We start from the raw sequence: 25,969 nt of genomic DNA, 5'->3' as shown, positions 1-25,969 counted from the left end.
CCGATGATAGTGCGGATTCCCGTGTGAAAGTAGGTAATCGTCAGGCTCCTCATGCAGCAAAACAAAAACCCCACCCCACAAAGGTGGGGTTTTTGCGTTCGGGCGCAGAAATCAAAACGTCAGCGAAGCCTCAAGGCTCATGCCCGTTCAAGCGCTAAAATCCTGTACGTATTTCCCAAGCGCGGCTTAAGCCGTCGAGTCTTCCATGCTACGTCTAAGCGAAATCAAGCTCCCGCTCGATCATCCTGAATCGGCTATCGAACCTGCGGTTTTCGCGCGCCTTGCGGAGATCGGCGTTGATGCCGACCAACTTGTGAGCTTCCACGTATTTCGCCGCGCGCATGACGCCCGCAAGCGCGCCGATATCAAGCTCACCTACATCATCGATGTGGAACTGAAAGACGAAGCATCGGTGTTGAGGCGACTCGAGGCGCGGCCGCATCCGCACTGCGGCGTCACGCCGGACATGACATATCGCTTCGTCGCGACAGCGCCTGCGCGATCCACGCAGCCTCGCCCAGTTGTCATCGGTATGGGGCCGTGCGGACTTTTTGCCGGATTGATCCTCGCGCAGATGGGCTTCCGCCCGATCATCCTCGAACGCGGAAAGGCCGTACGCGAGCGGACGAAAGATACGTGGGGCCTGTGGCGACGCAACGAGCTCAATCCGGAGTCGAATGTTCAGTTCGGAGAAGGCGGCGCCGGCACGTTCTCGGACGGCAAACTCTACAGCCAGATCAAGGATCCCAAGCACTACGGCCGCAAGGTTCTCGATGAATTCGTCAAAGCCGGTGCGCCCGAAGACATTCTGTACTTGAGCCGCCCGCACATCGGTACGTTCAGGCTCGTCAGCATGGTCGAGAAGATGCGCGCGCAGATTCATCAACTCGGCGGCGAAGTGCGATTCCAGCAGCGCGTCGAAGATATCGACATCGATAATGGCAAGGTGCGCGGCTTGCGCCTGTCGACAGGTGAAACGTTGCGTTGCGATCATGTCGTGCTGTCCATCGGCCACAGCGCGCGCGATACGTTCGAGATGCTGCACGATCGCGGCGTGTACATGGAAGCCAAGCCGTTCTCGCTGGGTTTTCGTATCGAGCATCCGCAAGGCGTGATCGATCGAAGCCGCTTCGGGAAATTCGCAGGCCACGAGCGGCTCGGCGCCGCCGACTACAAAGTGGTCCATCACTGCAGCAACGGACGCGCGGTCTACAGCTTCTGCATGTGCCCAGGCGGCACGGTGGTCGCGGCGACATCGGAACCGGGGCGCGTCGTGACCAATGGCATGAGCCAGTATTCGCGTGCGGAACGCAATGCGAACGCGGGTATCGTCGTCGGCATTACGCCGGACGACTATCCTGGCGGTCCGCTTGCCGGCATCGCGTTTCAGCGCAAATGGGAAGAGCGTGCGTTCGAGCTAGGCGGCGGCGATTACTCCGCTCCTGGGCAACTCGTCGGCGATTTCATCGCGGGACGTCCTTCCACGTCGCTCGGTTCGGTCACGCCTTCCTACAAGCCGGGTGTGAAGCCGACCGACCTGAGCACCGCGCTTCCCGACTACGTGATCGAAGCGATCCGCGAAGCCTTGCCCGAACTCGACAAGAAGATTAAAGGGTTTGCGATGCACGATGCCGTCTTGACGGGTGTCGAGACGCGCACGTCGTCGCCGTTGCGCGTGCGTCGGAAGGACGATTATCAGAGCGTCAACGTCGAAGGCTTGTATCCGGCGGGCGAGGGCGCAGGTTATGCGGGCGGTATCTACTCGGCGGCAATCGATGGCATCGAAGTCGCGGAGGCCGTCGCGCTGAAGATGATCAGCGAGCACGCCGCGACGGCCTGACATTCGGCAGATCCGCTCAAAGACCCGATATCGGACAAGCCGGCCGACGCAAAAGAAAAAGGCGCATCGTCAAACCCGATGCGCCCTTCATCGCCCAAGCCGCAGCAATCTCAAGTCACCACACCCACCTGCCAGGGCACGAACTCACTCTGCCCATACCCGTGCAGTTCGCTCTTCGATGCCACGCCCGACGCGCAGTCGAGCATCATCTGAAAGATCTCGTCGCCGAGCTGCTCGATGGTCGCTGACCCGTCGACCACTCCGCCGCAGTTGATATCCATATCCTCTTCCTGCCGCTCCCACAGCGCCGTGTTCGTCGCGAGCTTGAGCGAAGGCGAGGGCGCGCATCCATAAGCCGATCCGCGGCCCGTCGTGAAGCAGATGAGGTTCGCGCCCGACGCAACCTGGCCGGTCGCGGACATCGGATCGTAGCCGGGCGAATCCATGAAGACGAATCCCTTCGCATCGATGCGCTGCGCGTACTCGTACACCTCGACGAGATTCGTCGTGCCGCCCTTCGCGACCGCACCGAGCGATTTTTCGAGAATCGTCGTCAACCCGCCGACCTTGTTGCCCGCCGACGGATTGTTGTCCATCGCCGCGCCGTTGCGCGCGCAGTACTCTTCCCACCACTTGATGCGCGTCAGCAGCTTTTCGCCGACTTCACGGCTCACCGCGCGTCGCGTCAGCAAATGCTCCGCGCCATACACTTCGGGCGTCTCCGAGAGAATCGCCGTGCCGCCATGCGCGACGAGCTTGTCGACGGCCGCGCCGAGCGCCGGGTTCGCGGAAATGCCCGAATAACCATCCGAACCGCCGCACTGCAATCCGACGATCAAATGCGACGCCGGCACCGGCTCGCGCTGCACGCGATTCGCATCGGCGAGCATTTCCTTCACGAGCGCGATACCGTGCTCGATCGTCTTTCGCGTGCCGCCGCTGTCCTGAATCGTGAAGCTGCGCAGCCTCTCGCCGTCCTTCAGCCCGCTCGATTCGAGCACGCCCGAAATCTGGTTCGTCTCGCATCCGAGGCCGACGAACAGCACCGAATGAAAGTTCGGATGCACCGCGTACCCCGCCAGCGTGCGGCGCAGGATGCCGAGACCTTCGCCCTGCATGTCGATGCCGCATCCGAGACCATGCGTTAGCGCGATCACGCCATCGACGTTCGGATAGTCCGCAAGTGCTTCCGGATGCACGTCGCGCCGGAAGTGATCGGCGATCGCGCGTGCGACCGTCGCCGAGCAGTTCACGCTCGTCAGCACGCCGACGAAATTGCGTGTCGCCACGCGGCCATCGTCGCGACGGATGCCCATGAACGTCGCGGGTTTATCGACGAACGGCGTCGGGTGCAGGTCGACGCCGAATTCGTGCTCGCGCGCGAAATCGGCCATCGACAGATTGTGCGTGTGCACGTGCTGCCCGCGCGAAATCGCCTCGCGCGCCACGCCGATGATCTGGTTGTAGCGCTTCACGGGTTGGCCCGCGGCGATGTCGCGCGTCGCGATCTTGTGACCCGGCGGAATCAGGCCGGCGACGACGAGATCCTCCGACGCGATCCGCGCGCCGGAGAGCAACTGACGCGTCGCGATGACGACGTCGTCGTTGGGATGCAGCCGGATGACCGCATGGTCGGTGGATGTGGTGGACATGGTTTTATTCTCAGACCGTTGAAGGTGCGCGGCCGTCGTCGCGCCGGGCTTGCTCTTCGTCGGCGCGATTCAGCGGCTCGATCTTGCCGACAATCACAAGATAGCTGAACGCACCGAGGAAGCAGAAGCCGCCCGCGACGCACAGCGGAATCACGAACGAGCCCTTGGTGATCGCGAGCATCACGCCGGTGAAGGTCGTGATCACGATACCGGCCAGGTTCGACGCGAAGTTCTGAATGCCGCCGATCGATGCGACGTGATCGGGCGTCGGCGCGACGTCGCTCGGCAGCGACCAGATGCTGGCGGCGGCGAACGCAAGGCTCGCGTAAGCGATGCCGAAGAACGCGAGCATCAGATAGATATTGGTCACGAAGGCGCACAGCGTGATGACCGACGACAACAGCATGCCGCCGACCATGCAGGTCTTGCGTGCCGCCGTCAGGCTCCAGCCGCGCTTGAAGAGCGAGTCCGACACGACGCCGCCGAGCCAGCCGCCGGGAATCGACATCAGCGCGGGAATCGTGCCGAGCGTGCCGAGCGACTTGAGCGAGAAGCCGTGCGCTTGCACGAGATAGCTCGGGAACCAGGTGATGAAGAAGTAGATCACGAAGTTCAGGCAGAAGAAGCCGAGCATCATGCCCCACAGCGTGCGGTACTTGAAGAGCGACGCCCAGGACACCTTGTTTCTCGGCGCGACCGGCACCGGCGCGACATCGGTTTCGCCCGTCAGATCGCCTTTCGACTTGTTACGGTAGATCAGGAACCAGCCGAGAATCCACACGAAGCCGATCACGCCGGTGATGACGAACGACGCTTCCCAGCCGAACGAACTGATGATCAGCGCGACGACGGGAATCGACAGCGCGGAACCCACGCGAGAGCCGGAATCGAAGATGCTGGTCGCGAATGCGCGTTGCGATTTCGTGAACCATTGCGACACGAGCTTCGCGCACGACGGATACGCCCCCGCCTCACCGATGCCGAGCATCAGACGGCAGCCGAACATGCCGACGACGCTCGTCGCAACCGCGGTCAGCGCTGTGAACACCGACCACCAGCCCACTGCGAGCGGCAGCGCAATGCGCGCGCCGACGCGATCGACGAACCAGCCGAACGGCATCTGCATGAGCGCGTAGCTCCAGAAGAAGCCGCTCAGGATGAAGCCCATTTCGGCCGGGCCGATGTTGAGCGCTTTCTCGATCTGCGGTGCGGCGACCGCGAGGTTGGCGCGATCGATGTAATTGATCGCGATAGCCAGAAAGGCCAGAAATATCACTACCCAACGCATTTTGCGCATCGTTTGTCTCCTCAATGGGGCGGCACTTCGTTTCATTCCGGCTTGATCCGCGATGCCGGCGCGGCGAGCCGTGATTGCAAAAACGTGGTTTCGTTCTTCAGGCGGATTCGAGAGCGTCGCGCAGCCGCTTCTGCTCGATGTCGAGCTTCAGCTCGCGCGCGAGTCCGATGACGGGCTGGAAGCGCCGAACCTTCTTCTCGTCGTGATTGCGCGCGATATCCGCGAGCCGATGCACGAGAAACGGGTTCTCGAAGCGGTCTCGCACGCTCGCGACGTATTCCGTCGCGACGTCGCGCTGGCCGAGCGCCGCGAAAACCGGCAGCACTTCGTCGCGCCACGTCGCTTCGAGCGGATCGCGATAGGCCGGATCGCGCATTGCGTCGAGCACGGTCATGTCGGGCGAACCGTCGCGCGTGCGCCAGAGCTGCGCGAGCATCGTGTGGCCGAGATTCAGCAGCAGAAGCTTGAGACGTTCGTAATGCGCGAGATCGTCCGTGACGACGATGTCCTCGTGCTCGCACGGCAGCACCATGCCCGCCTGCCGCTCGATCGCCCACAGCGCGTACGGTTCGGCGATCGCGCCAACGGGCTGGATCGGCTCCGCAACGATGCGGTCGACGAGCGAATTCACCCACACGCAATCTTTCCTCAGATAGCCGATGAACGTGTCGTCGGCATTCCATCCGCGCGCAACGCCGACGACCAGATCGCGCAGCGTGTCGCCGTTGCGCGAAACCAGCTCGCACGGCAGGAGCGTGATCGGCGCCGCGCCCGCCTGGAAACGCGCGTGCAGCAGCACCGCGAGCTTCGCCGCGAAACCGCGCGGCGTGCGCTGGCCAGCGAGCAGATCGGCGGTGTCCTCGTCGAAGAGGGCGTAGCCTGCGTCGGCCGTATTCGAGACGATCACCTTCACGTCGCGCTTCGCACGCTCGATCAGCAATGGCCAGTCCTCGTTCGCGTGCAGCGCTTCGGTGATCGAATCGCACTCGACGGTCGTATCGATGGTTTCGTCCCAGCGGCGCCCGCGAATGCGCACCGGATAGCGCCCGGCGGAGCGCAACGCGTCGATGCGCGCGCGGCTGTCCGCGCTGGACGTGGTCTGCACGACCGTGATCTTGCCGAGCGCCGACGCCGGATCGCGGCGCGCCGCAACGGCCACAAAGAAATCGACGTGCGCCTGAAGGAAACGGCTCGTGCCGAATTGGAGAATCGGATTGCTCATCGTCGCGCGCTATGGGGAAAATCGAGTGGAAACGGTTCCAGATGGCCGTAAAAAAATGGGCCACCTGGCCTTACCGGATTGCATACTAGTGTCTTGAAATAGAATTGGTCAAGCCACTTATAATCGGCTGAGGAACGGCAAATCCGCGCTGCCCGGAGCGTTCGCCCTCCTGCTGATTACAATCCACGTTTTCCCCGACACAAAAAGCAGGAGCCAGCACGTGAGCGTGAAACCAGCCGAGACGCGCCGCCTCTATCTACAGATCGCCGACAAGCTGCGCGGCTTGATCGAGCAGCAGGATTTCGCGCCGAACGGCCGGTTGCCGTCGGAGCGTGAACTGGCGCAGACGCTCGGTGTGTCGCGGCCGTCGGTGCGCGAAGCGCTAGTCGCGCTGGAATTGGAAGGGCGCGTCGAAATCCGCATGGGTTCGGGCGTCTATATCGTCGCCGCGCCCGCGTCCAAACCAGCGGCGGCCGAAGCGGAACTGGGCGAAAGCCCGATCGAGATCATGAACGCGCGCAGCGTGATCGAAGGCGCGATCGCGGCGAGCGTCGCGCCGTTCGCGAGGCCGAAGGAACTGAAAGCGCTGCGGGCCGTGTACGAGACGATGGCGCGGGAAGTCGAACACGGCCAGGTGCCGATGGCCGCCGATCGCGCGTTTCACATCGCGATCGCGCAGATGACGGGCAACGACGTGCTGGTGCGCACGGTCGGTAGTCTGTACGACGAACGGCACAGCCCGCTGTCGTCGACGCTGCGTGGACACTTCGAAGGGGAGGAAACGTGGGCGGCTGCGCTCGGCGAGCATCGCGAGATTCTGGAAGCTCTGGAAGCGCGGGACGCAGTCTGGGCGCAGGCCGCCATGCAGCGGCACATGCGTCAGTCCGCGGCGCGCCTGATGACGAGACGCAAAAGCTGAGCACGGCGCGCGCCCGGAGCACGCGCCGGCGTCGAAAGGATGACCGCGTCAGCCCGGATAGGCTTCATCGACCTTCAGACCCGCCAGCTTGAAGATCACGCGCAGCGTTTGCGGCGCGATATCCCGGCGCGAGGCGAGCGTCGTCAGGACGAAGTCCATCACTTTGGCGTACTTCAGCATCGTCAGGCACGATTCGATGTCAGTGGAGCCGTCGCGCATCGACTCGGCGAGGCGCAGCATCTCCACGGAAATCTCTCGGGCCATTTCGAGTTCGAGTTGCTGCTTTTCACTCCACGCGGGCATCGCGGTCAGTGCCGCGAGCATCTCCTGGAATTGTTTCTCTGCTTTCTTGTCCGGGATCGCATCCATCGCCGTCCTCTCATGTTCATGGCGCCGGCGAGTCGCATTCGCCGCGCTGTGCGTTAGGTGTTACGTAACAAATACCGGGCGCGGGTGACGACGCTTTGCGTGTCGAGGCGCGGGATCGTTACCAGCTTGTTGCTCCTGCTTGCTGCATCGGTACGTAGCCCGAAGCCACGTCGTGTCGTCTTTTCCAATGGCCTATTGTCGGGACGATGCACAAACCGTTCCATGCGTTCCATTCCACGCATTCGCCGATGAGCCGGTCATGGGAACAAAGAGCGTCTTTGCGCTTTTGGGTAAACTTCCTCTTTTGAGACGGCAGAACCAGCGGTTAGCGCACATTCGGCGCGAACATGCTCCGCTTTTTTATTCGACACACCTTCACGATGACCAGGAATTCTTCCGCGTCGGCTCCGGGCACACCCGACCCCTCCACCAAACACGACATCCGTCCAGGCCAGTCGATCGAACTGCTGAAGGAACTTCACATCCTCACGCGCGACGGCAAGATGAACCAGGACAGCCGTCGCAAGCTGAAACAGGTCTATCACCTCTATCAGTTCATCGAACCGCTTCTCTCCGAAGTGCATACGCGCCAGGGGGCCGTATCACTCGTGGATCATGGAGCGGGGAAGTCCTATCTTGGGTTCATTCTCTACGATCTCTTCTTCAAGACTCTGCGCGATCGGTCACACATCTTTGGTATTGAGACGCGTGAAGAACTCGTAAGAAAATCCGAAGAATTGGCGGAGCGCCTCGGGTTTACCGGGATGTCGTTTCTGAATCTGTCGGTGGCCGAATCAATCGGTTCGGATCGTTTGCCGGAATCGATCGATATCGTCACGGCGCTGCACGCGTGCAATACCGCAACCGACGACGCCATCCACTTCGCTCTGCAAAAGAATGCGAAGTACATCGTCGTGGTGCCGTGCTGTCAGGCGGAAGTCGCTTCGGTGCTGCGCAAGAACAAGGGGCATTCGCTCTCGAAGAATGTGCTGACCGAGATGTGGCGGCATCCGTTGCACACGCGCGAGTTCGGGAGTCAGATCACGAACGTGCTGCGCTGCCTGCAACTCGAATCGCACGGCTATCAGGTGAGCGTGACGGAACTCGTCGGCTGGGAGCACTCGATGAAAAACGAGCTGATCGTCGCGCAGTTCAAGGACCTGCCGCGCGGACGGCCCGCGCAAAGGCTCTCCGACGTGCTCGAAACGCTGGGACTCGACGAATTGCGCGAGCGCTTCTTCACGCCCGCGCATTGATCAGCGTTTGTCCATCCATGCCTTGAAGCCGTCGTGCCCGAGGCGGCGGAGCGTTTCGATATTGCGTTCGTAGATATCGGACGCATCGGGAAACGCGGCGACGGCGCGATCGATGCTCGCTTCGCGAATCAGATGGAACGTCGGATACGGCGCGCGGTTCGTGTAGTTGTCGATATCGTCAGGCGCGCTGCCTTCGAACTGGTAGTCCGGATGAAAGCTCGCGATCTGCAATTCACCCGCGAGCCCCAACTGATCGAGCAGGCGCTCGGCGAAGAAGAGGGCGTCGTTGTAGTCGGCAAAGTTCGGGAACGCGTGCGGCGTGATGAAGAGCGTCGTGTCGATGACTTCCGGATCCGTGTCACGCAGCAGGCGAAGTTCGTCGGTCAGTTCCACGACCAGATCGTCGACACCGCGCGCCTCGCTTACCACATAGCGAATCTGCTTTTTGACATGCACGCTCTTCGCGAACGGGCACAGGTTCAGGCCGATCACCGCGCGGGTGAGCCAGTGTTCGGTCGCCGCGATCACGTCGTCGCGGGTGCTGCTGTCACTCATGAATCTTCCTGTTTTCGATGCGCGGGGCAGGCCGCCGCGATCAGGGTTCGCGCGATGCGCGGCGCTGCGAGCAACGGGCCGGAGCCGGGGCCGTAAGTCTGGCTCGTCGCGTAAATGCCGTCGACCAGCAGCGCCAGCGATTCCGCCAGCTCGGCGGGTTTATCCGCTTTCGCCGCCGTCGAAATCTCGACGAGGCGCGTCATCAGATAACTCTTGTTGCGATCGACCGATTGCCGCGCGGGATGCGCCGGATCGCCGAATTCGCACGCGATGTTCACGAACGGGCAGCCGCGATAATCCGGCGCCGACGCCCGCTTCACCAGATCTTCCAGCGCCTGAACGATCTGCTTTGCCGGGTCGTCCGGATGCTTCGCGACGCTCGCCTCGAAACGCTGCCGGAAACCTTCGTCCATGCGATCCAGATACGCGACGACGAGCTCGTCCTTCGACGCGAAACGCCGATACAAGCTCATCTTGTTGACGCCCGCGCGCTCGACGACGGCATCGACACCGATCGCGCGGATGCCGTCGCGATAAAACAGCTCCTGCGCGGCGTCGAGCAATTGCTCCTGCGCCGTCGCGCCGTCGGTGCGGACACTGCGGCGGGCGTTGGGTTTCGGCTGGTCGTTCGTTGATCGTGCCAAAGTCAGTTCCTCGAATTCTTGCTACATGCTTGACATGTTACCGATCGGTAACTAAGCTCGCAACTCTGATGTGACAGAGCGGTAACGTCGCGGGACAAAAATCAACGGAACGGAGCAGCGATGAATTGGGTAGCGAGACGGCTGAACGGCCGGATGCATTACGGCTGGATCGCGGTGGGCGTCGTGTTTTTCGTCTTGCTCGCCGCCGCCGGCACGCGCGCGACGCCGAGCGTCATGATGCTGCCGCTCGAAAAGCAGTTCGGCTGGTCGCGCGGCACGATTTCGCTGGCGATCTCGATCAACCTCGCGCTGTACGGTCTCGCGGGCCCGTTCGCCGCTGCGGCGATGCAGCGCTTCGGCGTGCGTCCGACGGTGCTCGCCGCGCTCGCGACGCTGGCGGCGGGCGTCGGCATTTCGTCGATGATGACCGAGCCGTGGCAAATGGTGCTGGTCTGGGGCGTGATGGTCGGCAGCGCGACGGGCGTTGCGGCGCTCACGCTGTCCGCGACGATCGTGAACCGCTGGTTCACTACGCATCGCGGTCTCGCGATGGGCATTCTCACAGCCAGTTCCGCGACCGGCCAACTCGTGTTCCTGCCGTTTCTGGCGTCGATTTCCGAGCGCTTCGGCTGGCGGCCGGTCGTGCTTCTCGTCGCGGCGGCGGCGGCGATCGTGCTGCCGCTCGTTGCGTGGCTGCTGCCCGAGCGTCCGGCGGATCTTTCGCTGCGTCCCATCGGCGAAAAGGCCGATCTGCCGCCCGGCGCGATTCCGCCGCCGAAGAATCCGATCAAGCTAGCGTTCAGCACGCTCGCGTCGGCCAGCAAGACGCGCGATTTCTGGCTGCTGTTTTTCAGCTTCTTCGTTTGCGGCGCGAGCACGAACGGTTACGTCGGCACGCATCTGATCGCGATGTGCTCCGACTACGGCATGACGCAAGTACAGGGCGCGACGCTGCTCGCCGCGATGGGCATCTTCGATCTGTTCGGCACGACGTTGTCCGGCTGGCTGTCTGACCGCTTCAATGCGCGCGTGCTGCTGTTCTGGTACTACGGTCTGCGCGGGCTGTCGCTGATTTATCTGCCGTACGCGTTCGGTATCGATTTCTTCGGCCTGCCGCTCTTCGCCGTGTTCTACGGGCTCGACTGGATCGCCACCGTGCCGCCGACCGTGCGCCTCGCCACCGATGTCTACGGCAAGGAATCGGCGCCGATCGTGTTCGGCTGGGTCGTCGCGGGCCATCAGCTCGGCGCTGCGTTCGCGGCGCTCGGCGGCGGAATGCTGCGCTCGAGCCTCGGCAGCTACACCGTCGCGACGATGATCTCGGGCGGCCTGTGCCTCGTCGCGGCCGTGACCGTGCTGCGCATCAATCGCGCGGGGCGATCGGTGGGCGTCGCCGCGACGTGACATAACGTGACGCGATCTGCACGCGGGCGTGGGCTTGCTATCCTGTCGTTCTTTTATCCATCGAACAAGGAAACATGCCATGTCCGCGAAGCCCGCTCCGACCGATGTCGACATCCACGAACTGATCGCCGGCCGCTGGAGCCCGCGCGCCTTCTCCAATGCGCCGATCGAGCGCGCGCAGTTGCATCGGCTGCTGGAAGCGGCGCGCTGGGCGCCGTCGTCGAATAATCAGCAGCCGTGGCGCTTCGTCGTGTTCGACCGTCAGCGCGACGAAGCTGCGTTCAAACGCGCATTCGACACGCTCATGCCGGGCAATCAGAAGTGGAACGTGACCGTGCCGCTGCTCATCTGCGTGACGGCGTCGACGCTCACGCCGAAGGGCGAAACGAACCGCACCGCCAGTTACGACACCGGCGCGGCCGCGATGGCTCTCACGCTCCAGGCGCATGCGCTGGGACTGGCGACGCATCAGATGGGCGGCTTCGATCGCGACGCGTTCCGCCAGGCGTTCTCGATTCCCGCGGACATCGAAATCATCGCGATGATGGCGATCGGCCATCACGGCGACGCCAGTCAGCTCGACGAAACATTGCGCGAGCGTGAAGTGGCGCCGCGCGCCCGCCGGACGCTGGGCGAAACGGTCTTCGAAGGCGCCTGGGACAAAAGCTTCGAATAAGAAGCGTCAAAGCTCGTCCGCCGCCGAAAGCGGACGAGCGACATCTTCGAGCGACTTGCGCTCGGCCGCGACGCCCCAGATTCCGGCGACGATCGCGGCCGCGATCATCAGGAACGAGCCGATCAGATAGCCCGCGAACACGGGCCCGCGCTGATGCGTATCGATCAGTTGCCCGAACAGCGTCGGCCCGATGATGCCGCCGAGCGCCGTGCCGAACGCGTAGAACACAGCGATCGCGAGCGCGCGAATCTCCAGCGGGAAGGTTTCGCTCACCGTCAGATAGGCCGAGCTCGCCGCCGCCGACGCAAAGAAGAAAATCACCATCCATGCGATGGTTTGCGTCGTCACGCTGAGCATGCCGTGCATGAACATCCAGCCGCTGATCGTCAGCAACACGCCGGACATCGCGTACGTGAACGCGATCATCCTGCGCCGGCCGAGCACATCGAAGAGTCGGCCGAGCAGCAGCGGACCGAGAAAATTGCCCGCCGCAAACGGCAGCACGTACCAGCCGATGTGATCGCCGGGCACGTGATAGAAATCCGTCAGCACGAGCGCGTAGGTGAAGAAAATCGCGTTGTAGAAGAACGCCTGCGCGGTCATCAGCGTGAGCCCGACGAGCGAGCGGCTGCGATGCGCCCTGAAAAGCGTATGAAAGACCTCGCGCAGCGGCGTCGCGTCGCGCGCATGCAGGCGCAGCAGCTTGACCGGTGTATCCGGAATCTCGACGCCGTGCTCCCGGAAATGCGCCTCGATTTCGTCGACGATCTGCCGTGCTTCGTCCGCGCGATTGTGCGTGATGAGCCAGCGCGGGCTTTCCGGCACCCACATCCGCATGAGGAGAATCGTCAGGCCGAGCAATGCGCCGATGAGAAAACACGCACGCCATCCCCAGTCGGGCGGAAGCAGGCCGGGATCGAGCAGCACGATCGAGCCCGCCGCGCCGATGCCCGCGCCGACCCAGAACGTGCCGTTGATCGCGAGATCGGTCCAGCCGCGCAATCGGGCGGGCGTGAACTCCTGAATCGTCGAATTGATGGCGGTATATTCGCCGCCGATGCCCGCGCCCGTCAGAAAGCGAAACAGCACGAAGGTCGCGAGATTCCACGAGAAAGCGGTGGCGGCGGTGGCCGCGACGTAGAGAAAGAGCGTGATGAAGAACAGCTTGCGGCGTCCGAGCCGGTCGGTGAGCCAGCCGAAGCCCAGCGCGCCCAGCACCGCGCCCGCGATATACGCGCTGCCCGCGATGCCGACATCGGCATTGGAAAACTGCAGTGCGGGGCTCGACTTGAGTGCGCTCGCGACCGCGCCCGCAAGCGTGACTTCGAGCCCGTCGAGCAGCCAGGTGATGCCGAGCGCGAGTACGATCAGCGTGTGAAAGCGCCCCCACGGCAGACGATCGAGACGCCCAGGCAGATCGGTTTCGATGATGCCCGGCCGCGCGCTGGCTTTATCGCTCAAACGGTTCTTCTGTTGCGCGTCGGTTTCGCTCATGGTCTGAAGCGTGCTTCACTGCGACTGCGCACGCAAAAAAGTAAAGAGATTGCCGCGGGTCGAGCAAACTGCATTCCGCTTTTGATGAATAAACTCAGTGGTTTAAAAATATCTGAAACGCGGTTGATACGCTTGCCGGAACATGTTAAAAACGCCGTCCATGTTTGAATGCGGCGTCCTCAAACGACACCGCCGATGCCCATGACTTATTGCGCAATCGATTTCGGCACGTCGAATTCCGCTGTTGCGCTGCCGGACGGTTTGTCGGTCCGGCTGGCGCCCGTGGAAGGCGACGCGACCACGCTGCCCACCGCCGTTTTCTTCAACACCGACGAGAATAACCAGTCCTACGGCCGCGCGGCGCTCGAGGCGTACATCGATGGCTTCGACGGCCGCCTGATGCGCTCGATGAAGAGCATCCTCGGCTCGCCGCTCGCGGACAACAGCACCGATCTCGGCGACGGCTCGGCCATCAAATACACCGATGTCATCACGCTCTTTCTGCAGCATCTGAAGCAAAAGGCGCAGGCCATCGCCGCCGAGCCGCTCACGCGCGCGGTGCTCGGCCGCCCGGTCTTTTTCGTCGACGACGATCCGCGCGCGGACCATCTGGCGCAGAAGCAATTGGAAGCCTGCGCGCACGCCGTCGGTCTGCGCGAAATCCACTTCCAGTATGAGCCGATCGCCGCCGCTTTCGACTACGAAGCGGGCCTGACGAACGAAGGTCTCGTGCTGGTCGCGGATATCGGCGGCGGTACGTCGGACTTTTCGCTCGTGCGCGTCGGGCCGGAGCGCGCGCGTCATCTGGAGCGCAAGGACGACGTGCTCGCGCATCACGGCGTGCATGTCGCGGGCACGGACTTCGATCGCCGCGTCGAACTCGTGACCGTACTGCGCGAGCTCGGCTACCAGTCGCTCGATCCGAAAGGGCGCGAACTGCCCAGCCCCGTTTACTTCGATCTCGCGACCTGGCATCTGATCAATACCGTCTATACGCCGAAACGCGTGAGCGAATTGCAATTGATGCGCCATCTCTACACGGATACGCGTCAACACGACCGGCTGATGCGTGTCGTGGATCGACGGCTCGGTCATGCGCTGACGGCGCACGCGGAAGAAGCGAAGATCGATGTCGCGGCGGGCGGCACGACGGAAATCGACATGGAAGAGGTGGAAGAGGCGCTGCGCGTGGCGTTCGACGAGACGCAACTGATCGCGGCGGGCGCGGATGAAACGCGGCGGATCGTCGAGGCGGCGCAGGAAACGCTCAAGCGCGCTGGTGTGGCGCCCGCCGACGTGAGCGCCGTCTATTTCACCGGCGGCACGACAGGGCTGCGGTTCCTGTCGGAAGCGCTGTCGACAGCATTTCCCGATGCGCAGCCGGTGTTCGGCGACCGCCTGGCCAGCGTGGCGAAGGGACTTGGGATCTACGCGCAACGCGTATTTGCCTGACGCCGCACGTTGGCCGTAGCCGCAAAAGAAAAGCCCCGCCGAGGCGGGGCTTTCTCATACGAATTCTAGCGGTGCGCTGAGACTTAGACCGGCTTGATGTTCGCTGCTTGCTTGCCCTTGGGGCCAGTCTTCACTTCGTAGGAAACCTTTTGGTTTTCCTGAAGCGTCTTGAAGCCTTCGATGCGGATTTCCGAGAAGTGCGCGAACAGATCTTCGCCGCCGCCATCCGGAGTGATGAAGCCAAAGCCCTTTGCGTCATTGAACCACTTGACGGTACCGGTTTCCATGTTACTTGTTCCAAAAAAATGATGAATAAGGCCGAAGCCCAGGGGTGCGGAAAATCAAGGAAGGGGCAATGGGACCAACCGGAGTACCGTGATGGCGAACTCGAAAGAACCAATTCACTCGCCACTTGAAATCCTGCAAGAAGGTTTATACGGCGAAACAGTATCCCGGTCAATTAATTTCCGACAACTCTGAGGGGATATTTTCGAGATGCGTAAGCAAAGATTACATAACTTGCAATTCGCGTTTCGATTTGCCTCAAAAAAGTGCCTTTCAGGATCATTTTCTTCCCCGTAAGCGCTGCATTCGAAAGGTGCAACCGTTACACTACGCGCCGACCTAAGGGTTGCACCGGCATCGCCGGATCGTCAGACAGGTTTGCTGCTCGCTCGCGCGGTGGCGCCGGGCCTTTTTCGTCCCGGCGATGGGAGACATTTGGAGGAAATGTGACAGAGAAGTCGATTCAACGAAACATCGGTCCGTTGGCGCTGATGCTGACAGGCCTCGGGTCCATCATCGGATCGGGATGGCTGTTTGGGGCGTGGAAGGCGTCCCAGATTGCCGGGCCCGCAGCAATTTGCGCGTGGATCATAGGCGCCGCGGTCATTCTGGCGATCGCGCTGACTTACGCGGAACTCGGCGCGACGTTCCCCGAATCGGGCGGCATGGTGCGTTACGCGCGCTACTCACACGGCGCGCTGGTCGGATTCATCAGCGCGTGGGCGAACTGGATCGCGATCGTCTCGGTCATTCCGATCGAAGCGGAAGCGTCCATCCAGTACATGAGCACGTGGCCATACGAATGGGCGCACGAGTTGTTCGTCGGCCATACGTTGACGACGACCGGCCTCCTCTTGTCGGCCTTACTCGTCATCGTTTATTTCCTGCTGAACTATTGGGGCGTGAAGCTCTTCGCGCGCGCGAACTCGATCATCACGATCTTCAAGTTCCTGATCCCGGGTCTGACGATCGCCGGCCTCGTCTTCTCCGGTTTCCACACGGAGAACTTCGGCACGACGTCCAGCTTCGCGCCGTTCGGATGGTCCGCGGTGCTCACCGCCGTGGCGACGAGCGGCATCGTGTTCAGCTTCAACGGTTTCCAGAGCCCGGTGAACCTGGCGGGCGAGGCGCGTCATCCGTCGACGAGCATTCCGTTCGCCGTGATCGGCTCGATTCTGATCGCGCTCGTGATCTACGTGCTGCTTCAGGTCGCGTACATCGGCGCGGTGAATCCGGCGGACGTGGCGAAGGGCTGGCAGCATTTCAATTTCGCGTCGCCGTTCGCGGAACTCGCGATCGCGCTCAATCTGAACTGGCTCGCGATCCTGCTCTATATCGACGCGTTCGTCAGTCCGAGCGGCACCGGCACGACCTATATGGCGACGACCACGCGCATGATCTACGCGATGGAGCGCAACAACACGATGCCGAAGATCTTCGGCAACGTGCATCCGTTCTACGGCGTGCCGCGTCAGGCGATGTGGTTCAACCTGTTCGTGTCATTCGTGTTCCTGTTCTTCTTCCGCGGCTGGGGCACGCTCGCGGCGGTCATTTCGGTGGCGACGGTCATTTCGTATCTAACCGGTCCGGTCAGCCTGATGGCGTTGCGTCGCGCCGCGCCGGATCTGGATCGTCCGGTCAATATTCCGCTGATGGGCCTGGTCGCGCCGTTCGCGTTCGTATGCGCATCGCTCGTGCTCTACTGGGCGAAGTGGCCTTTGACCGGCGAGATCATTCTGCTGATGGTCGTCGCGTTGCCGGTGTACTTCTACTTTCAGGGCAAGACCGGTTTCGCGGGATGGGGGAAGGACCTGAAAGCGGCGTTGTGGCTCATCGCGTACTTGCCGTCGATGGCGGTCCTGTCGCTGAACGGCAGCCACGAATTCGGCGGCAACGGAATTCTGCCGTACGGCTGGGATATGGCCGCGGTCGCCGTGCTCGCGCTGATCTTCTACTACTGGGGCGTGCATACGGGCTATCGCACGTCGTATCTCGACGAACGCGAAAGTCGCGAGGACATTCTTCACGAAATCGGCGCCTGACGATTTCGTGTTCCGCGAGTGAAAACCGCCTGAGCGATCAGGCGGTTTTTTTGTTTAGTCGTCCGCGAACACGTAGTTCGTCATCGCGAGCGCGCGCTGGAAGGTGCCGAGCGACTGGATCGCAAGCCGATAATTGTCCGCCGCCGCGCCCAGCGCACTGAAGACCGGCAGCAAATGCTCGTCGGTGGGATGCATCAGCGCCGCATGCGGCGCGCGGGCGCGATAGTCCAGCAGGGCGTCGATGTCGCGTTCGGCCATGCTTCGCTCGAACCAGTCGGTGAATTCGGTCACGCGCGGATCGGCGTCTTCCGGGCGCGCGCTGAAATCGGCCATGCGCAGGTTGTGCGTGATCTGGCCCGAGCCGACGATCATCACGCCGTCATCGCGCAAATCACGCAGCGCTCGGCCGATCCGGAAATGATGTGCGGCGTCGAGACGTGGCTGAATCGAAAGCTGCGCGACCGGAATGTCCGCGTCGGGGAACATCAGCAGCATTGGCACCCACGCGCCGTGATCGAGCCCGTGATCCGTCATGGCGGCAGGAATGCCCTGAGCGCGAAGCAGCGCGGCGGCACGCTTCGCGAGATCGGGCGCGCCGGGCGCCGGGTAGCGCAGTTCGTAGAGCGCGCGCGGGAAGCCGTAGAAATCGTGAATCGTTTCCGGACGTTCGGCCGTGCTCGCGACCGGCTGCGCCGTGCCCCAGTGCGCGGACAACATCAGAATCGCGCGCGGACGCGGCAGGCTTTGTCCAAGCGTGGCGAATTCAGCGGAGGGCATCGACGGGTCGATCGGCAGCGTCGGCGCGCCGTGGGAAATGAAAACGGTAGGCAGTCGGCTCATGGCGGCAAATTCCTGTGGTATCTGCCATCCAATGTAAGGCCGCGAGCCGCGTTGATAAACAGTCCGCGCGGCAACGAATTGTGTCGCCGGTGTTGTTAATCCGAGGCTTCGCTGCGCAGTCCGCGCCACGCCGGAGCGACGGGCTGAGCGAGACCAAAGAGATCGATGACGCGCGCAACGGTGTGATCCACCATCTCGTCGATGCTCGCAGGCTTTTGATAGAACGCCGGCAGCGGCGGAAAGATCACGCCGCCCATTTCGGTGACGGCCGTCATGTTGCGCAGATGCGCGAGATTGAGCGGCGTTTCTCGCACGAGCAGCACGAGACGGCGGCGCTCTTTCAGCACGACGTCTGCGGCGCGGGTGATGAGATTATCGGAAAGGCCGTGCGCGACGCTCGCGAGCGTGCGCATGGAGCAGGGCGCGATGACCAAGCCGTCGGTCGCGAAGGAACCCGATGCGATGCTCGCGCCGACATCGCGCACGCTATGGACGACATCGGCCAGCGCGTGGACGGTGGCTTTGTCGAGATCGAGTTCGTGCTGGATATTGAGCCAGCCGGCGCTGGAGACGAGCAGATGCGTCTCCACGCCGCCCAGCCGGCGCAGCGTCTCGAGCAGACGCACGCCGTAGATGGCGCCCGTTGCACCGGTAATCGCGACGATGAGCCGTCGCTTCGCGGCAGCGGGCGCGCTCACGTGCGGATAAGACTCAGGCCGCGGCGAAGAGCTGTTGCAGTTCGCCCGACTGATACATCTCCATCATGATGTCCGAGCCGCCGATGAACTCGCCCTTCACGTAGAGCTGCGGAATGGTCGGCCAGTTCGAGAATTCCTTGATGCCCTGGCGGATCGCGTCGTCTTCGAGGACGTTCACGGTCATGATCTGATCGGCGCCGCACGCCTTGAGCACTTGAATCGCGCGGCCGGAGAAGCCGCACATCGGGAATTGCGCCGTGCCCTTCATGAAGAGGACGACCGGGTTTTGATCGACGATCTGCTTGATGCGTTCTTGCGTGTCCATGTCTTTCCTGCGCTTGAGATTTCGGTGAGAGTTCTTGAAATGATAGCGGATTTCGAATACGCGAGCGGAGGCGGCTCACGCGATGAAAAGACCGCCCGAGCAGCGTTCGATGCCGGCGAGATCGCGCATCGAACGGACATCGGTGAAGCCGCGCGCCTCGAGCAGGCCGCGCACGGCCTGGGCCTGATCGTAGCCGTGCTCCAGCCACAACGCGCCGTGGCTCGCGAGCAGAAGCGGCGCAGTCTCGATGATCGTGCGAATCGCCGACAGACCGTCGGCGTCATCGGTGAGCGCGCCGCGCGGCTCGAAGCGCAAATCGCCTTGTTCAAGGTGCGGATCGTCGCTCGCGATATACGGCGGGTTGCTGACGATCGCCTCGAAGCGCAGCGATGGATCGATATTCGCGGTCCAGTCGCTCTGGATGAACGTGACTGCGCTTTTATCCAGAAGGCGCGCGGCGTTATCTCGCGCGACTTGCAATGCGGCGGCTGAGCGATCCACAGCCCACACACGCGCGTCGGGCCGCGCATGCGCAATCGACAGCGCAATCGCACCCGTGCCCGTGCCGAGATCGAGCACGCGCGCATTCGGTGTATCGACGATGGCTTCGAGCGCGAGTTCCACCAGCAATTCGGTTTCCGGGCGCGGAATCAGCACGTCCGGCGTCACGTCGAAATCGAGGCCGAAGAATTCGCGCTTGCCCGTCAGTTGCGCGATGGGTTCGCCTGCCAGACGTCGCGCCGACAACGATTCGAACCGCGCAACAGCATCTTCCGCAAGCGGCAGAAGATCGCGCGTGATGAGTTCCGTGCGCCGCCAACCGAGCACGTGCATCAACAGAATGCGCGCTTCGAGCTGCGGCAGCGACGACGCACGCAGCAAATCGGCAACCGTCACTCCGCTTCCCCGAGCGCCGCGAGCTGCTCCGCCTGATGCTCGGACACAAGCGCGCCGATGAGCTCGTCGATATCGCCGTCCATGATGTATTCGAGCTTGTAGAGCGTCAGATTGATGCGGTGATCCGTCATGCGCCCTTGCGGGAAGTTGTACGTGCGGATGCGCCCCGAGCGGTCGCCCGAGCCGATCAGACTCTTGCGCGTCGCGGCTTCCTTCGCGTGCTGCTCGTGATACTGCTTGTCCTTGATGCGCGCGGCGAGCACCTTCAGCGCGCGGTCCTTGTTCTTGTGCTGCGAGCGGTCGTCCTGACATTCGACGACGATGCCCGTCGGCAAGTGCGTGACGCGCACGGCGGAATCCGTCTTGTTGATGTGCTGCCCGCCCGCGCCCGACGCGCGGAACGTGTCGATGCGCAGATCCGCCGGATTGATCACGACTTCGCTGATTTCATCGGCTTCCGGCATGACGGCGACCGTGCACGCCGACGTGTGGATGCGCCCCTGCGTTTCCGTCGCCGGGACGCGCTGCACGCGATGCCCGCCCGATTCGAACTTGAGCCGCGAAAACGCGCCTTGCCCCGCGATGCGGACGATCACTTCCTTGTAGCCGCCGAGATCGGAGACGCTTTCCGACATCGTTTCGGCCGTCCAGCGATTGCGTTCCGCGTAACGCAGGTACATGCGCAACAGATCGCCCGCGAACAGCGCCGACTCGTCGCCGCCCGTGCCCGCGCGGATTTCGATGAAGATGTTGCGCTCGTCGTTCGGATCTTTGGGCAGCAGCATCGTCTGCAAGTCGCCTTCGATCTTCACCATGCGCTCGCGCGCCTCGCCGATTTCCTCTTCGGCGAAATCGCGCATCGACGGATCGGCGAGCAGTTCCTGCGCGGTCGCTTCGTCGGTGAGCGCCTGACGCCAGAGCGCGTATTGATCGACGATCGGGCTGATTTCCGCGTGCTCGCGCGTGAGCTTCCGGTATTGATCCATATCGGCTGTCACGTCTTCGCGGCTCAACAAATCGTTGAGATCGACCTGCCGTTTTGCAAGCTGGTCGAGCTTGCTTTGCATGCTCGTTTTCATCGGACGGAGAAGGAGCTCGGTGCTCCTGAGAAACTGCGAATTCGGGGACGCCGCCGCGCTAACCGCGCGTGGCATTGGAGAATAGCAAACGGAGGGCCGCTAACGTTCCGACGAATCGGACGGCGAGCCGTGGCGGTAGAAGCCGCTCATCAGGTCGATGAGCTGGCCGCGCTCTTCGCGCGTCGCGCGGTTGAGCGCGTGCGTCGGGCCGTGAATCAGCTTGTTGGTCAGCGATTGCGACAGTGCTTCCAGGACGGCGGCGGGATCGTCGCCGCGCGCGAGCAGCTTGCGCGCGCGCTCGACTTCGGCGCGGCGCAGCGCGTCGGCCTGCGTGTGCATATGGCGAATCACGGGCACAATGCTGCGTGCGTCGAGCCACTGCATGAAATTCGCGACGCGCGTCTCGATGATCGCTTCGGCCTGCGCGACCGCCGCCTGACGCGACGCGTTGCCTTCGCGCACGATCGCGCCGAGGTCGTCGACGGTGTAGAGGAACACGTCTTTCAGGTCGCCGACTTCCGGTTCGATGTCGCGCGGCACGGCGAGATCGACCATGAAAATCGGCCGATGACGGCGCGCGCGCACCGCACGCTCGACCGCGCCGAGGCCGATGATCGGCAGCGTCGACGCCGTACACGACACGATGATGTCGAACTCGTGCATGCGCGCGGGCAGTTCGGAGAGCGGAATCGCGCGGCCATTGAAACGTCCGGCGAGCTTCTCGCCACGCTCGGCGGTGCGGTTCGCGACGACTAGCTCACGCGGATTCTGCGCGGCGAAGTGCGTCGCGCAGAGCTCGATCATTTCGCCCGCGCCGATGAACAGCACGCGCTGGCTCGCGACGTCTTCGAAGATGCGCTGCGCGAGACGCACGGCGGCGGCGGCCATCGACACGGATTGCGCGCCGATTTCGGTCGTCGTGCGCACTTCCTTGGCGACGGCGAACGTGCGCTGGAACAACTGGTTGAGATACGTGCCGAGCGCGCCGGCCTCGGAGGCCGTCCGCACGGCATCCTTCATTTGTCCGACGATCTGCGTCTCGCCGAGCACCATCGAATCCAGTCCGGACGCGACGCGGAACGCGTGGCGCACCGCTTCCGACTGCGGCAGCGCATAGACATGCGGCGCGAGCTCGGGAACGGGAATGTGGTGATACTTCGAGAGCCACTGGAGTGCGGCTTCGCGGGCGGCGGAGTCGTCAGTGGCGCAGTAGAGTTCGGTGCGATTGCAGGTCGAGAGGATCGCCGCCTCGGGCGATACCTTCGCGAGCGGCCCCAGCCAGATGTCCTTCAGCGCGCCCAAGGCGGGCTTGATCTGCTCGAGCGGAAACGCCACGCGTTCGCGCAGGGCGACAGGCGCAGTGTGGTGATTGATTCCGATCGTGAGGAGCTGCATTGTTTTGGACTGATGCTTTGGGCCTAAGCCGATGGCCATTCAGATAGCCCAATATTATAGCCTTTTGCGTTTTTGTTCATTTATAGGTGGCATTTGGGGCGCGAACGCTGCCTTCTTACGCACAGGCCGGTGCGTCGGGCGGTGGATGCGAGGCAACGAAAACACGGCGCGCGGCCTGTGACAGAAGGCCGCGGCGTGTTCTCAGCCAAAATATTTCGACAACTCGGCCGCGCGCGCTTCCAGTTCGTCGATCGGTATCTCGCCTGTGCGAAATGCTCGTTGCCGGTTCTTCGCAATGTCTTCGTCGTCGAGGGACAGCTCGCGGGAAGCGGAGTCGTGATTCAGATGAAACAGAGCCGCATGGGCGCCGGTAAACGAATGCCAGCGTACGCCGAGACGTCCGGCGCGAAGCAGCAGATCGTCGTCCTCACCGCCCCATCCGATGAAAGCCGGGTCGAGTCCCCCGACGCGGACAAATTCCGCGCGCCTGAAAAGATTGATCGCGCCCGGGGTGTTGTCGTACAGCAAATTGATGTCAGCGGGTAGCTCGCCATCGAGAAACGGCGACAGTTGATTGAAATCGCCCGATTCGATGAACGACTTGCGCGGATCGCCAGAGACGTTCAATACACGCATGAACGGGCAAAGCACGTCGCTTTTATCTTCATCCATGAGCGCATTGACCGCGGCGCTGAAATAAACCGGATTCGCGATCATATCGGCGTCGTGCATGCAGATAATCGGGCTTTTCGCCATGAGCGCGCCGAGATTGACGAGCCGCGCTTTCGGGAACGGGCCGCTGTCGTGCAGGAATACATGCCTGATCTTCGGATCGTGGAATTCAGACCAAACGAAGGTCGGCGCGGCGTCAGCCTCCATTAGCCAGACCTGATAATCCGAATAGGTATGGTGCAGGTGTCGCAGCACGCCGCGCAGATTGTCTCGCCTCTCCTCGCTGCGACCGCGATACGTAATGATCAACTCGAGGCCACGCAGCGAAATAAGGTTGGATTCTGTCATATGGAAAATCAAGCCTCGAAAACGCTAGTCCGCTTTCACAGCGATCAGGCGATATTGATAAGGAACGCGATTGAGATATGAGACCCAAATTCGAGGCCGAAGTTTATTTATGCCGCGTTCATTCAAGTCTCGAAATGAATGAGTACGGCATTTTTGGGAAAAATCCTAGCAGTCGAATCGATTCGCGGAAATCGGGAGGTTCGCAGATCGATCTTGAACGGCTCCTTGCCGAAGTCAACACACCCGAGCGGCACGCAAAGACCGAGTCTTGCCTTCCCCATATCCGGCCCCTAAACTCATCCGCTACGCTGGCGCGCGCCTGCAACCATCCGGAATTGCCCAACCCATGTCCGTTACGCCGAATGTCCCACGCCGAAGAGAACTCAGTCCGATGAGGCGCGGCCGCTGATGGGCTGGATGGGGCTGATTTTCCTCGGCGCGGTCATCGGCGCGGCGGGCTGGTGGCTGCATCCGTTGCGGCGTGCGGGACGCGTCGCACGCGGTCCGGCCGGCCGCATCTGGACGGCCATCGCCGCTGGCATACTGGCGACGGTCGTCGCGCGCATGCTGGGCAATATCGTCGATGTCTATCACGACGGCGATACGCTCGAATGGCTGGCATGCTCGGTCTTCGCGTTCCTGGTTGTGACGACGACCGTCGGACTGGCGGTGCGCCGCTGATCTCTTTATCTGACGGGCGATGAGCGATCCTCGCCGCCCGCCGTGCTCTTCGCGCCCCACGCGGGCCTTCACGCAGGTGATTTCATGAACGATCGCATCGCAGATTCAGCCATTCCAGAGCCCGCCATGTTCGCACGACGAATCGAGTCGCTGCGCGGCCAGATGGCGCTCGAAAAGCTCGCCGCCGTGCTCATTCCGTCGGCGGACCCGCATCTTTCCGAATATCTGCCCGAACGCTGGCAAGGACGTCAGTGGCTTTCGGGCTTCACCGGCTCGGTCGGCACTCTCGTGGTGACGGCGGATTTCGCGGGCGTCTGGGTCGACAGCCGTTACTGGATGCAGGCCGAGACGCAGCTTGCGGGCACCGGCATCGAATTGATGAAGATGATGGGCGGCCAGCAGACCGCACCGCACATCGACTGGCTCGCGGACAACGTGCCGGCGGGCGCAACCGTCGCGGTCGATGGCGCCGTGCTCGGCGTCGCGGCGGCGCGCGCATTGTCCGATGCGCTGACCGCGCGCGGCATCGTGTTGCGCACCGACCTCGATTTGCTCGATTCCGTGTGGCAAGCACGCCCCGGCTTGCCGGAAGCGCCCGTCTACGAACATGCTGCACCGCACGCGAGCGTCGCACGCGCGGAAAAGCTCGCGACCGTTCGCGAGACGATGCGCGCAAAAGGCGCGCAATGGCACTTCGTGTCCACGCTCGACGATCTCGCATGGATCTTCAACCTGCGCGGCGGCGACGTGAGCTACAACCCGGTGTTCGTCGCGCACGCGCTCATCGGGCTGGATAACGCGACCCTTTTCGTCGCCGATGGCAAGGTTCCCGCCGAACTCGTCGAATCGCTCGCGCGCGATGGCGTGCGCGTCGCCGCTTACGCCGGCGCGCCCGACGCGCTCGCGTCGCTACCCGCGGGCTCGACGCTTCTGGTCGACCCGCGCCGCATCACGCACGGCCTGCTGGAAAAAGTGCCCGCAACGGTTGCGATCGTCGAGGCGGTGAATCCGTCGACGTTCGCGAAATCGCGCAAGACGGCGGCGGAAGCGGAGCACATTCGCGCGACGATGGAGCAGGACGGCGCCGCCCTCGCCGAATTCTTCGCGTGGTTCGAAGAGGCGCTCGGCCGCGAGCGCATCACCGAGCTGACGATCGACGAAAAGCTCACCGCCGCGCGTGCGCGCCGGCCGGGCTTCGTCACGCTGAGCTTCGGCACGATCGCCGGTTTCAACGCCAACGGCGCGATGCCGCACTACCGTGCGACCGAGGCGTCGCACGCGGTGATCGAAGGCAACGGCCTGCTGCTGATCGATTCCGGTGGTCAGTATCTGAGCGGCACGACGGACATCACGCGGGTTGTGCCCATCGGCACGATCACGGCTGAACACAAGCGCGATTTCACGACGGTTCTGAAAGGCACGATCGCGCTGTCGCGTGCGCGCTTTCCGCGCGGCATCCGTTCGCCGATGCTCGATTCGATCGCGCGCGCGCCGATCTGGGAAGCGGGCGCGGATTACGGCCACGGTACGGGACACGGCGTCGGCTACTTCCTGAACGTGCACGAAGGGCCGCAGGTGATCTCGCATTACGCGCCGGCCGAACCCTGGACGGCGATGGAAGAGGGCATGATCACGTCGATCGAGCCGGGCATCTATCGGCCGGGCAAGTGGGGCATCCGCATCGAGAATCTCGTGATGAACCAGTCGGCTGGCAAGACCGAATTCGGCGATTTCCTCGAATTCGAGACGCTGACGCTGTGCCCGATCGATACGCGCTGCATCGACTTGACGCTGTTGCGCGACGACGACCGTGCGTGGCTCAACGCGTATCACGCGACGGTGCGTGCGCGCGTGTCGCCGCATGTGTCGGGCAAGTCGCTGGCGTGGCTCGAAGAGCGGACGAAGGCGATCTGACGCAATGATGCAA

At 62.8% G+C, this 25,969-nt stretch carries 24 protein-coding genes; 9 read left to right on the top strand and 15 right to left on the bottom strand.

What is annotated here, in order from left to right:
• Positions 1–205: 205 nt before the first annotated feature.
• Complete coding sequence (locus AWB74_RS34180; RefSeq protein ID WP_061151041.1) at positions 206–1,840, top strand: NAD(P)/FAD-dependent oxidoreductase; 1,635 nt, start codon at positions 206–208, stop codon at positions 1,838–1,840.
• Positions 1,841–1,950: 110 nt separating this feature from the next.
• Here AWB74_RS34180 and AWB74_RS34175 read toward each other — a convergent pair whose 3' ends face one another.
• The 3 genes from AWB74_RS34175 to AWB74_RS34165 all read right to left on the bottom strand — a co-directional run bounded on the left by AWB74_RS34175 (position 1,951) and on the right by AWB74_RS34165 (position 6,011).
• On the bottom strand, positions 1,951–3,492 hold the full coding sequence (locus tag AWB74_RS34175; RefSeq protein WP_061151040.1) for a UxaA family hydrolase: 1,542 nt from the start codon (positions 3,490–3,492) through the stop codon (positions 1,951–1,953).
• Positions 3,493–3,502: 10 nt separating this feature from the next.
• Positions 3,503–4,789: an MFS transporter gene (locus AWB74_RS34170; protein ID WP_061151039.1), complete on the bottom strand. Its 1,287-nt coding sequence runs from the start codon at positions 4,787–4,789 to the stop codon at positions 3,503–3,505.
• Positions 4,790–4,886: 97 nt separating this feature from the next.
• Entirely contained in the window at positions 4,887–6,011 is a 1,125-nt protein-coding gene (locus AWB74_RS34165) for a mannitol dehydrogenase family protein (protein ID WP_061151038.1), read from the bottom strand.
• Positions 6,012–6,231: 220 nt separating this feature from the next.
• Here AWB74_RS34165 and AWB74_RS34160 point away from each other — a divergent pair, with 220 nt between their 5' ends.
• A complete protein-coding gene (locus tag AWB74_RS34160) occupies positions 6,232–6,930 on the top strand; it encodes a FadR/GntR family transcriptional regulator (RefSeq protein WP_061151037.1) in 699 nt (232 codons plus the stop codon).
• Between the two features lie 48 nt (positions 6,931–6,978).
• Here the strand turns inward: AWB74_RS34160 and AWB74_RS34155 are convergent, their stop codons facing one another.
• On the bottom strand, positions 6,979–7,299 hold the full coding sequence (locus AWB74_RS34155) for a hypothetical protein (RefSeq protein ID WP_061151036.1): 321 nt from the start codon (positions 7,297–7,299) through the stop codon (positions 6,979–6,981).
• A 380-nt stretch (positions 7,300–7,679) separates the two neighbouring features.
• On the opposite strand from AWB74_RS34155, the gene AWB74_RS34150 reads away from it, so the two are divergent.
• Positions 7,680–8,555, top strand: a complete 876-nt coding sequence (locus tag AWB74_RS34150) for a class I SAM-dependent methyltransferase (protein ID WP_061151035.1) — start codon at positions 7,680–7,682, stop codon at positions 8,553–8,555.
• Here AWB74_RS34150 and AWB74_RS34145 read toward each other — a convergent pair whose 3' ends face one another.
• Together AWB74_RS34145 and AWB74_RS34140 are read right to left on the bottom strand one after the other, a co-directional pair.
• The gene (locus AWB74_RS34145; protein ID WP_061151034.1) at positions 8,556–9,110 is read right to left on the bottom strand and encodes a DUF1415 domain-containing protein; all 555 of its coding nucleotides are present in this window, start codon (positions 9,108–9,110) and stop codon (positions 8,556–8,558) included.
• Positions 9,107–9,754: a TetR/AcrR family transcriptional regulator gene (locus AWB74_RS34140; protein ID WP_061151033.1), complete on the bottom strand. Its 648-nt coding sequence runs from the start codon at positions 9,752–9,754 to the stop codon at positions 9,107–9,109. The genes AWB74_RS34145 and AWB74_RS34140 overlap by 4 nt, the downstream gene beginning before the upstream one ends.
• A 120-nt stretch (positions 9,755–9,874) precedes the next feature.
• Between AWB74_RS34140 and AWB74_RS34135 the strand changes: the two genes are divergently transcribed.
• A complete protein-coding gene (locus AWB74_RS34135; protein ID WP_061151032.1) occupies positions 9,875–11,158 on the top strand; it encodes an MFS transporter in 1,284 nt (427 codons plus the stop codon).
• A gap of 79 nt (positions 11,159–11,237) precedes the next feature.
• Entirely contained in the window at positions 11,238–11,834 is a 597-nt protein-coding gene (locus AWB74_RS34130; RefSeq protein WP_061151031.1) for a nitroreductase family protein, read from the top strand.
• A gap of 6 nt (positions 11,835–11,840) precedes the next feature.
• On the opposite strand, the gene AWB74_RS34125 is transcribed toward AWB74_RS34130, so the two are convergent.
• Entirely contained in the window at positions 11,841–13,328 is a 1,488-nt protein-coding gene (locus tag AWB74_RS34125) for an MFS transporter (RefSeq protein WP_061151030.1), read from the bottom strand.
• Positions 13,329–13,529: 201 nt separating this feature from the next.
• Here AWB74_RS34125 and AWB74_RS34120 point away from each other — a divergent pair, with 201 nt between their 5' ends.
• Positions 13,530–14,780: an Hsp70 family protein gene (locus AWB74_RS34120; protein ID WP_061151029.1), complete on the top strand. Its 1,251-nt coding sequence runs from the start codon at positions 13,530–13,532 to the stop codon at positions 14,778–14,780.
• Positions 14,781–14,863: 83 nt separating this feature from the next.
• On the opposite strand, the gene AWB74_RS34115 is transcribed toward AWB74_RS34120, so the two are convergent.
• On the bottom strand, positions 14,864–15,067 hold the full coding sequence (locus AWB74_RS34115; protein WP_007000074.1) for a cold-shock protein: 204 nt from the start codon (positions 15,065–15,067) through the stop codon (positions 14,864–14,866).
• Positions 15,068–15,556: 489 nt separating this feature from the next.
• Here AWB74_RS34115 and AWB74_RS34110 point away from each other — a divergent pair, with 489 nt between their 5' ends.
• The gene (locus AWB74_RS34110) at positions 15,557–17,107 is read left to right on the top strand and encodes an APC family permease (RefSeq protein WP_061151044.1); all 1,551 of its coding nucleotides are present in this window, start codon (positions 15,557–15,559) and stop codon (positions 17,105–17,107) included.
• Positions 17,108–17,161: 54 nt separating this feature from the next.
• On the opposite strand, the gene AWB74_RS34105 is transcribed toward AWB74_RS34110, so the two are convergent.
• The 7 genes from AWB74_RS34105 to AWB74_RS34075 all read right to left on the bottom strand — a co-directional run bounded on the left by AWB74_RS34105 (position 17,162) and on the right by AWB74_RS34075 (position 23,361).
• Positions 17,162–17,947 carry a DODA-type extradiol aromatic ring-opening family dioxygenase gene (locus tag AWB74_RS34105; protein WP_061151028.1) on the bottom strand — a complete coding sequence of 262 codons (786 nt, stop codon included), beginning with the start codon at positions 17,945–17,947 and terminating at the stop codon, positions 17,162–17,164.
• 95 nt (positions 17,948–18,042) lie between these two features.
• A complete protein-coding gene (locus AWB74_RS34100) occupies positions 18,043–18,645 on the bottom strand; it encodes a UbiX family flavin prenyltransferase (RefSeq protein ID WP_061151027.1) in 603 nt (200 codons plus the stop codon).
• A gap of 13 nt (positions 18,646–18,658) precedes the next feature.
• Complete coding sequence (gene grxD, locus AWB74_RS34095) at positions 18,659–18,970, bottom strand: Grx4 family monothiol glutaredoxin (protein ID WP_035509911.1); 312 nt, start codon at positions 18,968–18,970, stop codon at positions 18,659–18,661.
• A 75-nt stretch (positions 18,971–19,045) separates the two neighbouring features.
• A complete protein-coding gene (prmC, locus tag AWB74_RS34090; protein WP_061151026.1) occupies positions 19,046–19,867 on the bottom strand; it encodes a peptide chain release factor N(5)-glutamine methyltransferase in 822 nt (273 codons plus the stop codon).
• Positions 19,864–20,946, bottom strand: coding sequence for a peptide chain release factor 1 (gene prfA / locus AWB74_RS34085; RefSeq protein ID WP_061151025.1), 1,083 nt, complete (start codon positions 20,944–20,946; stop codon positions 19,864–19,866). Before prfA ends, prmC begins: the two co-directional genes overlap by 4 nt.
• A gap of 99 nt (positions 20,947–21,045) precedes the next feature.
• Positions 21,046–22,341, bottom strand: a complete 1,296-nt coding sequence (gene hemA / locus AWB74_RS34080) for a glutamyl-tRNA reductase (RefSeq protein WP_061151024.1) — start codon at positions 22,339–22,341, stop codon at positions 21,046–21,048.
• Between the two features lie 201 nt (positions 22,342–22,542).
• Positions 22,543–23,361 carry a glycosyltransferase family 2 protein gene (locus AWB74_RS34075; protein ID WP_061151023.1) on the bottom strand — a complete coding sequence of 273 codons (819 nt, stop codon included), beginning with the start codon at positions 23,359–23,361 and terminating at the stop codon, positions 22,543–22,545.
• Between the two features lie 408 nt (positions 23,362–23,769).
• Between AWB74_RS34075 and AWB74_RS34070 the strand changes: the two genes are divergently transcribed.
• Entirely contained in the window at positions 23,770–24,042 is a 273-nt protein-coding gene (locus tag AWB74_RS34070; RefSeq protein ID WP_061151022.1) for a hypothetical protein, read from the top strand.
• Between the two features lie 126 nt (positions 24,043–24,168).
• On the top strand, positions 24,169–25,956 hold the full coding sequence (locus AWB74_RS34065; protein ID WP_235024780.1) for an aminopeptidase P family protein: 1,788 nt from the start codon (positions 24,169–24,171) through the stop codon (positions 25,954–25,956).
• The last annotated feature ends 13 nt before the right edge of the window (positions 25,957–25,969 follow it).

The sequence above is a fragment of the Caballeronia arvi genome, from assembly GCF_001544695.2.
Classification (GTDB): Bacteria; Pseudomonadota; Gammaproteobacteria; order Burkholderiales; family Burkholderiaceae; genus Caballeronia; species Caballeronia arvi.
This window is presented reverse-complemented; position numbering and strand designations above follow the sequence as displayed.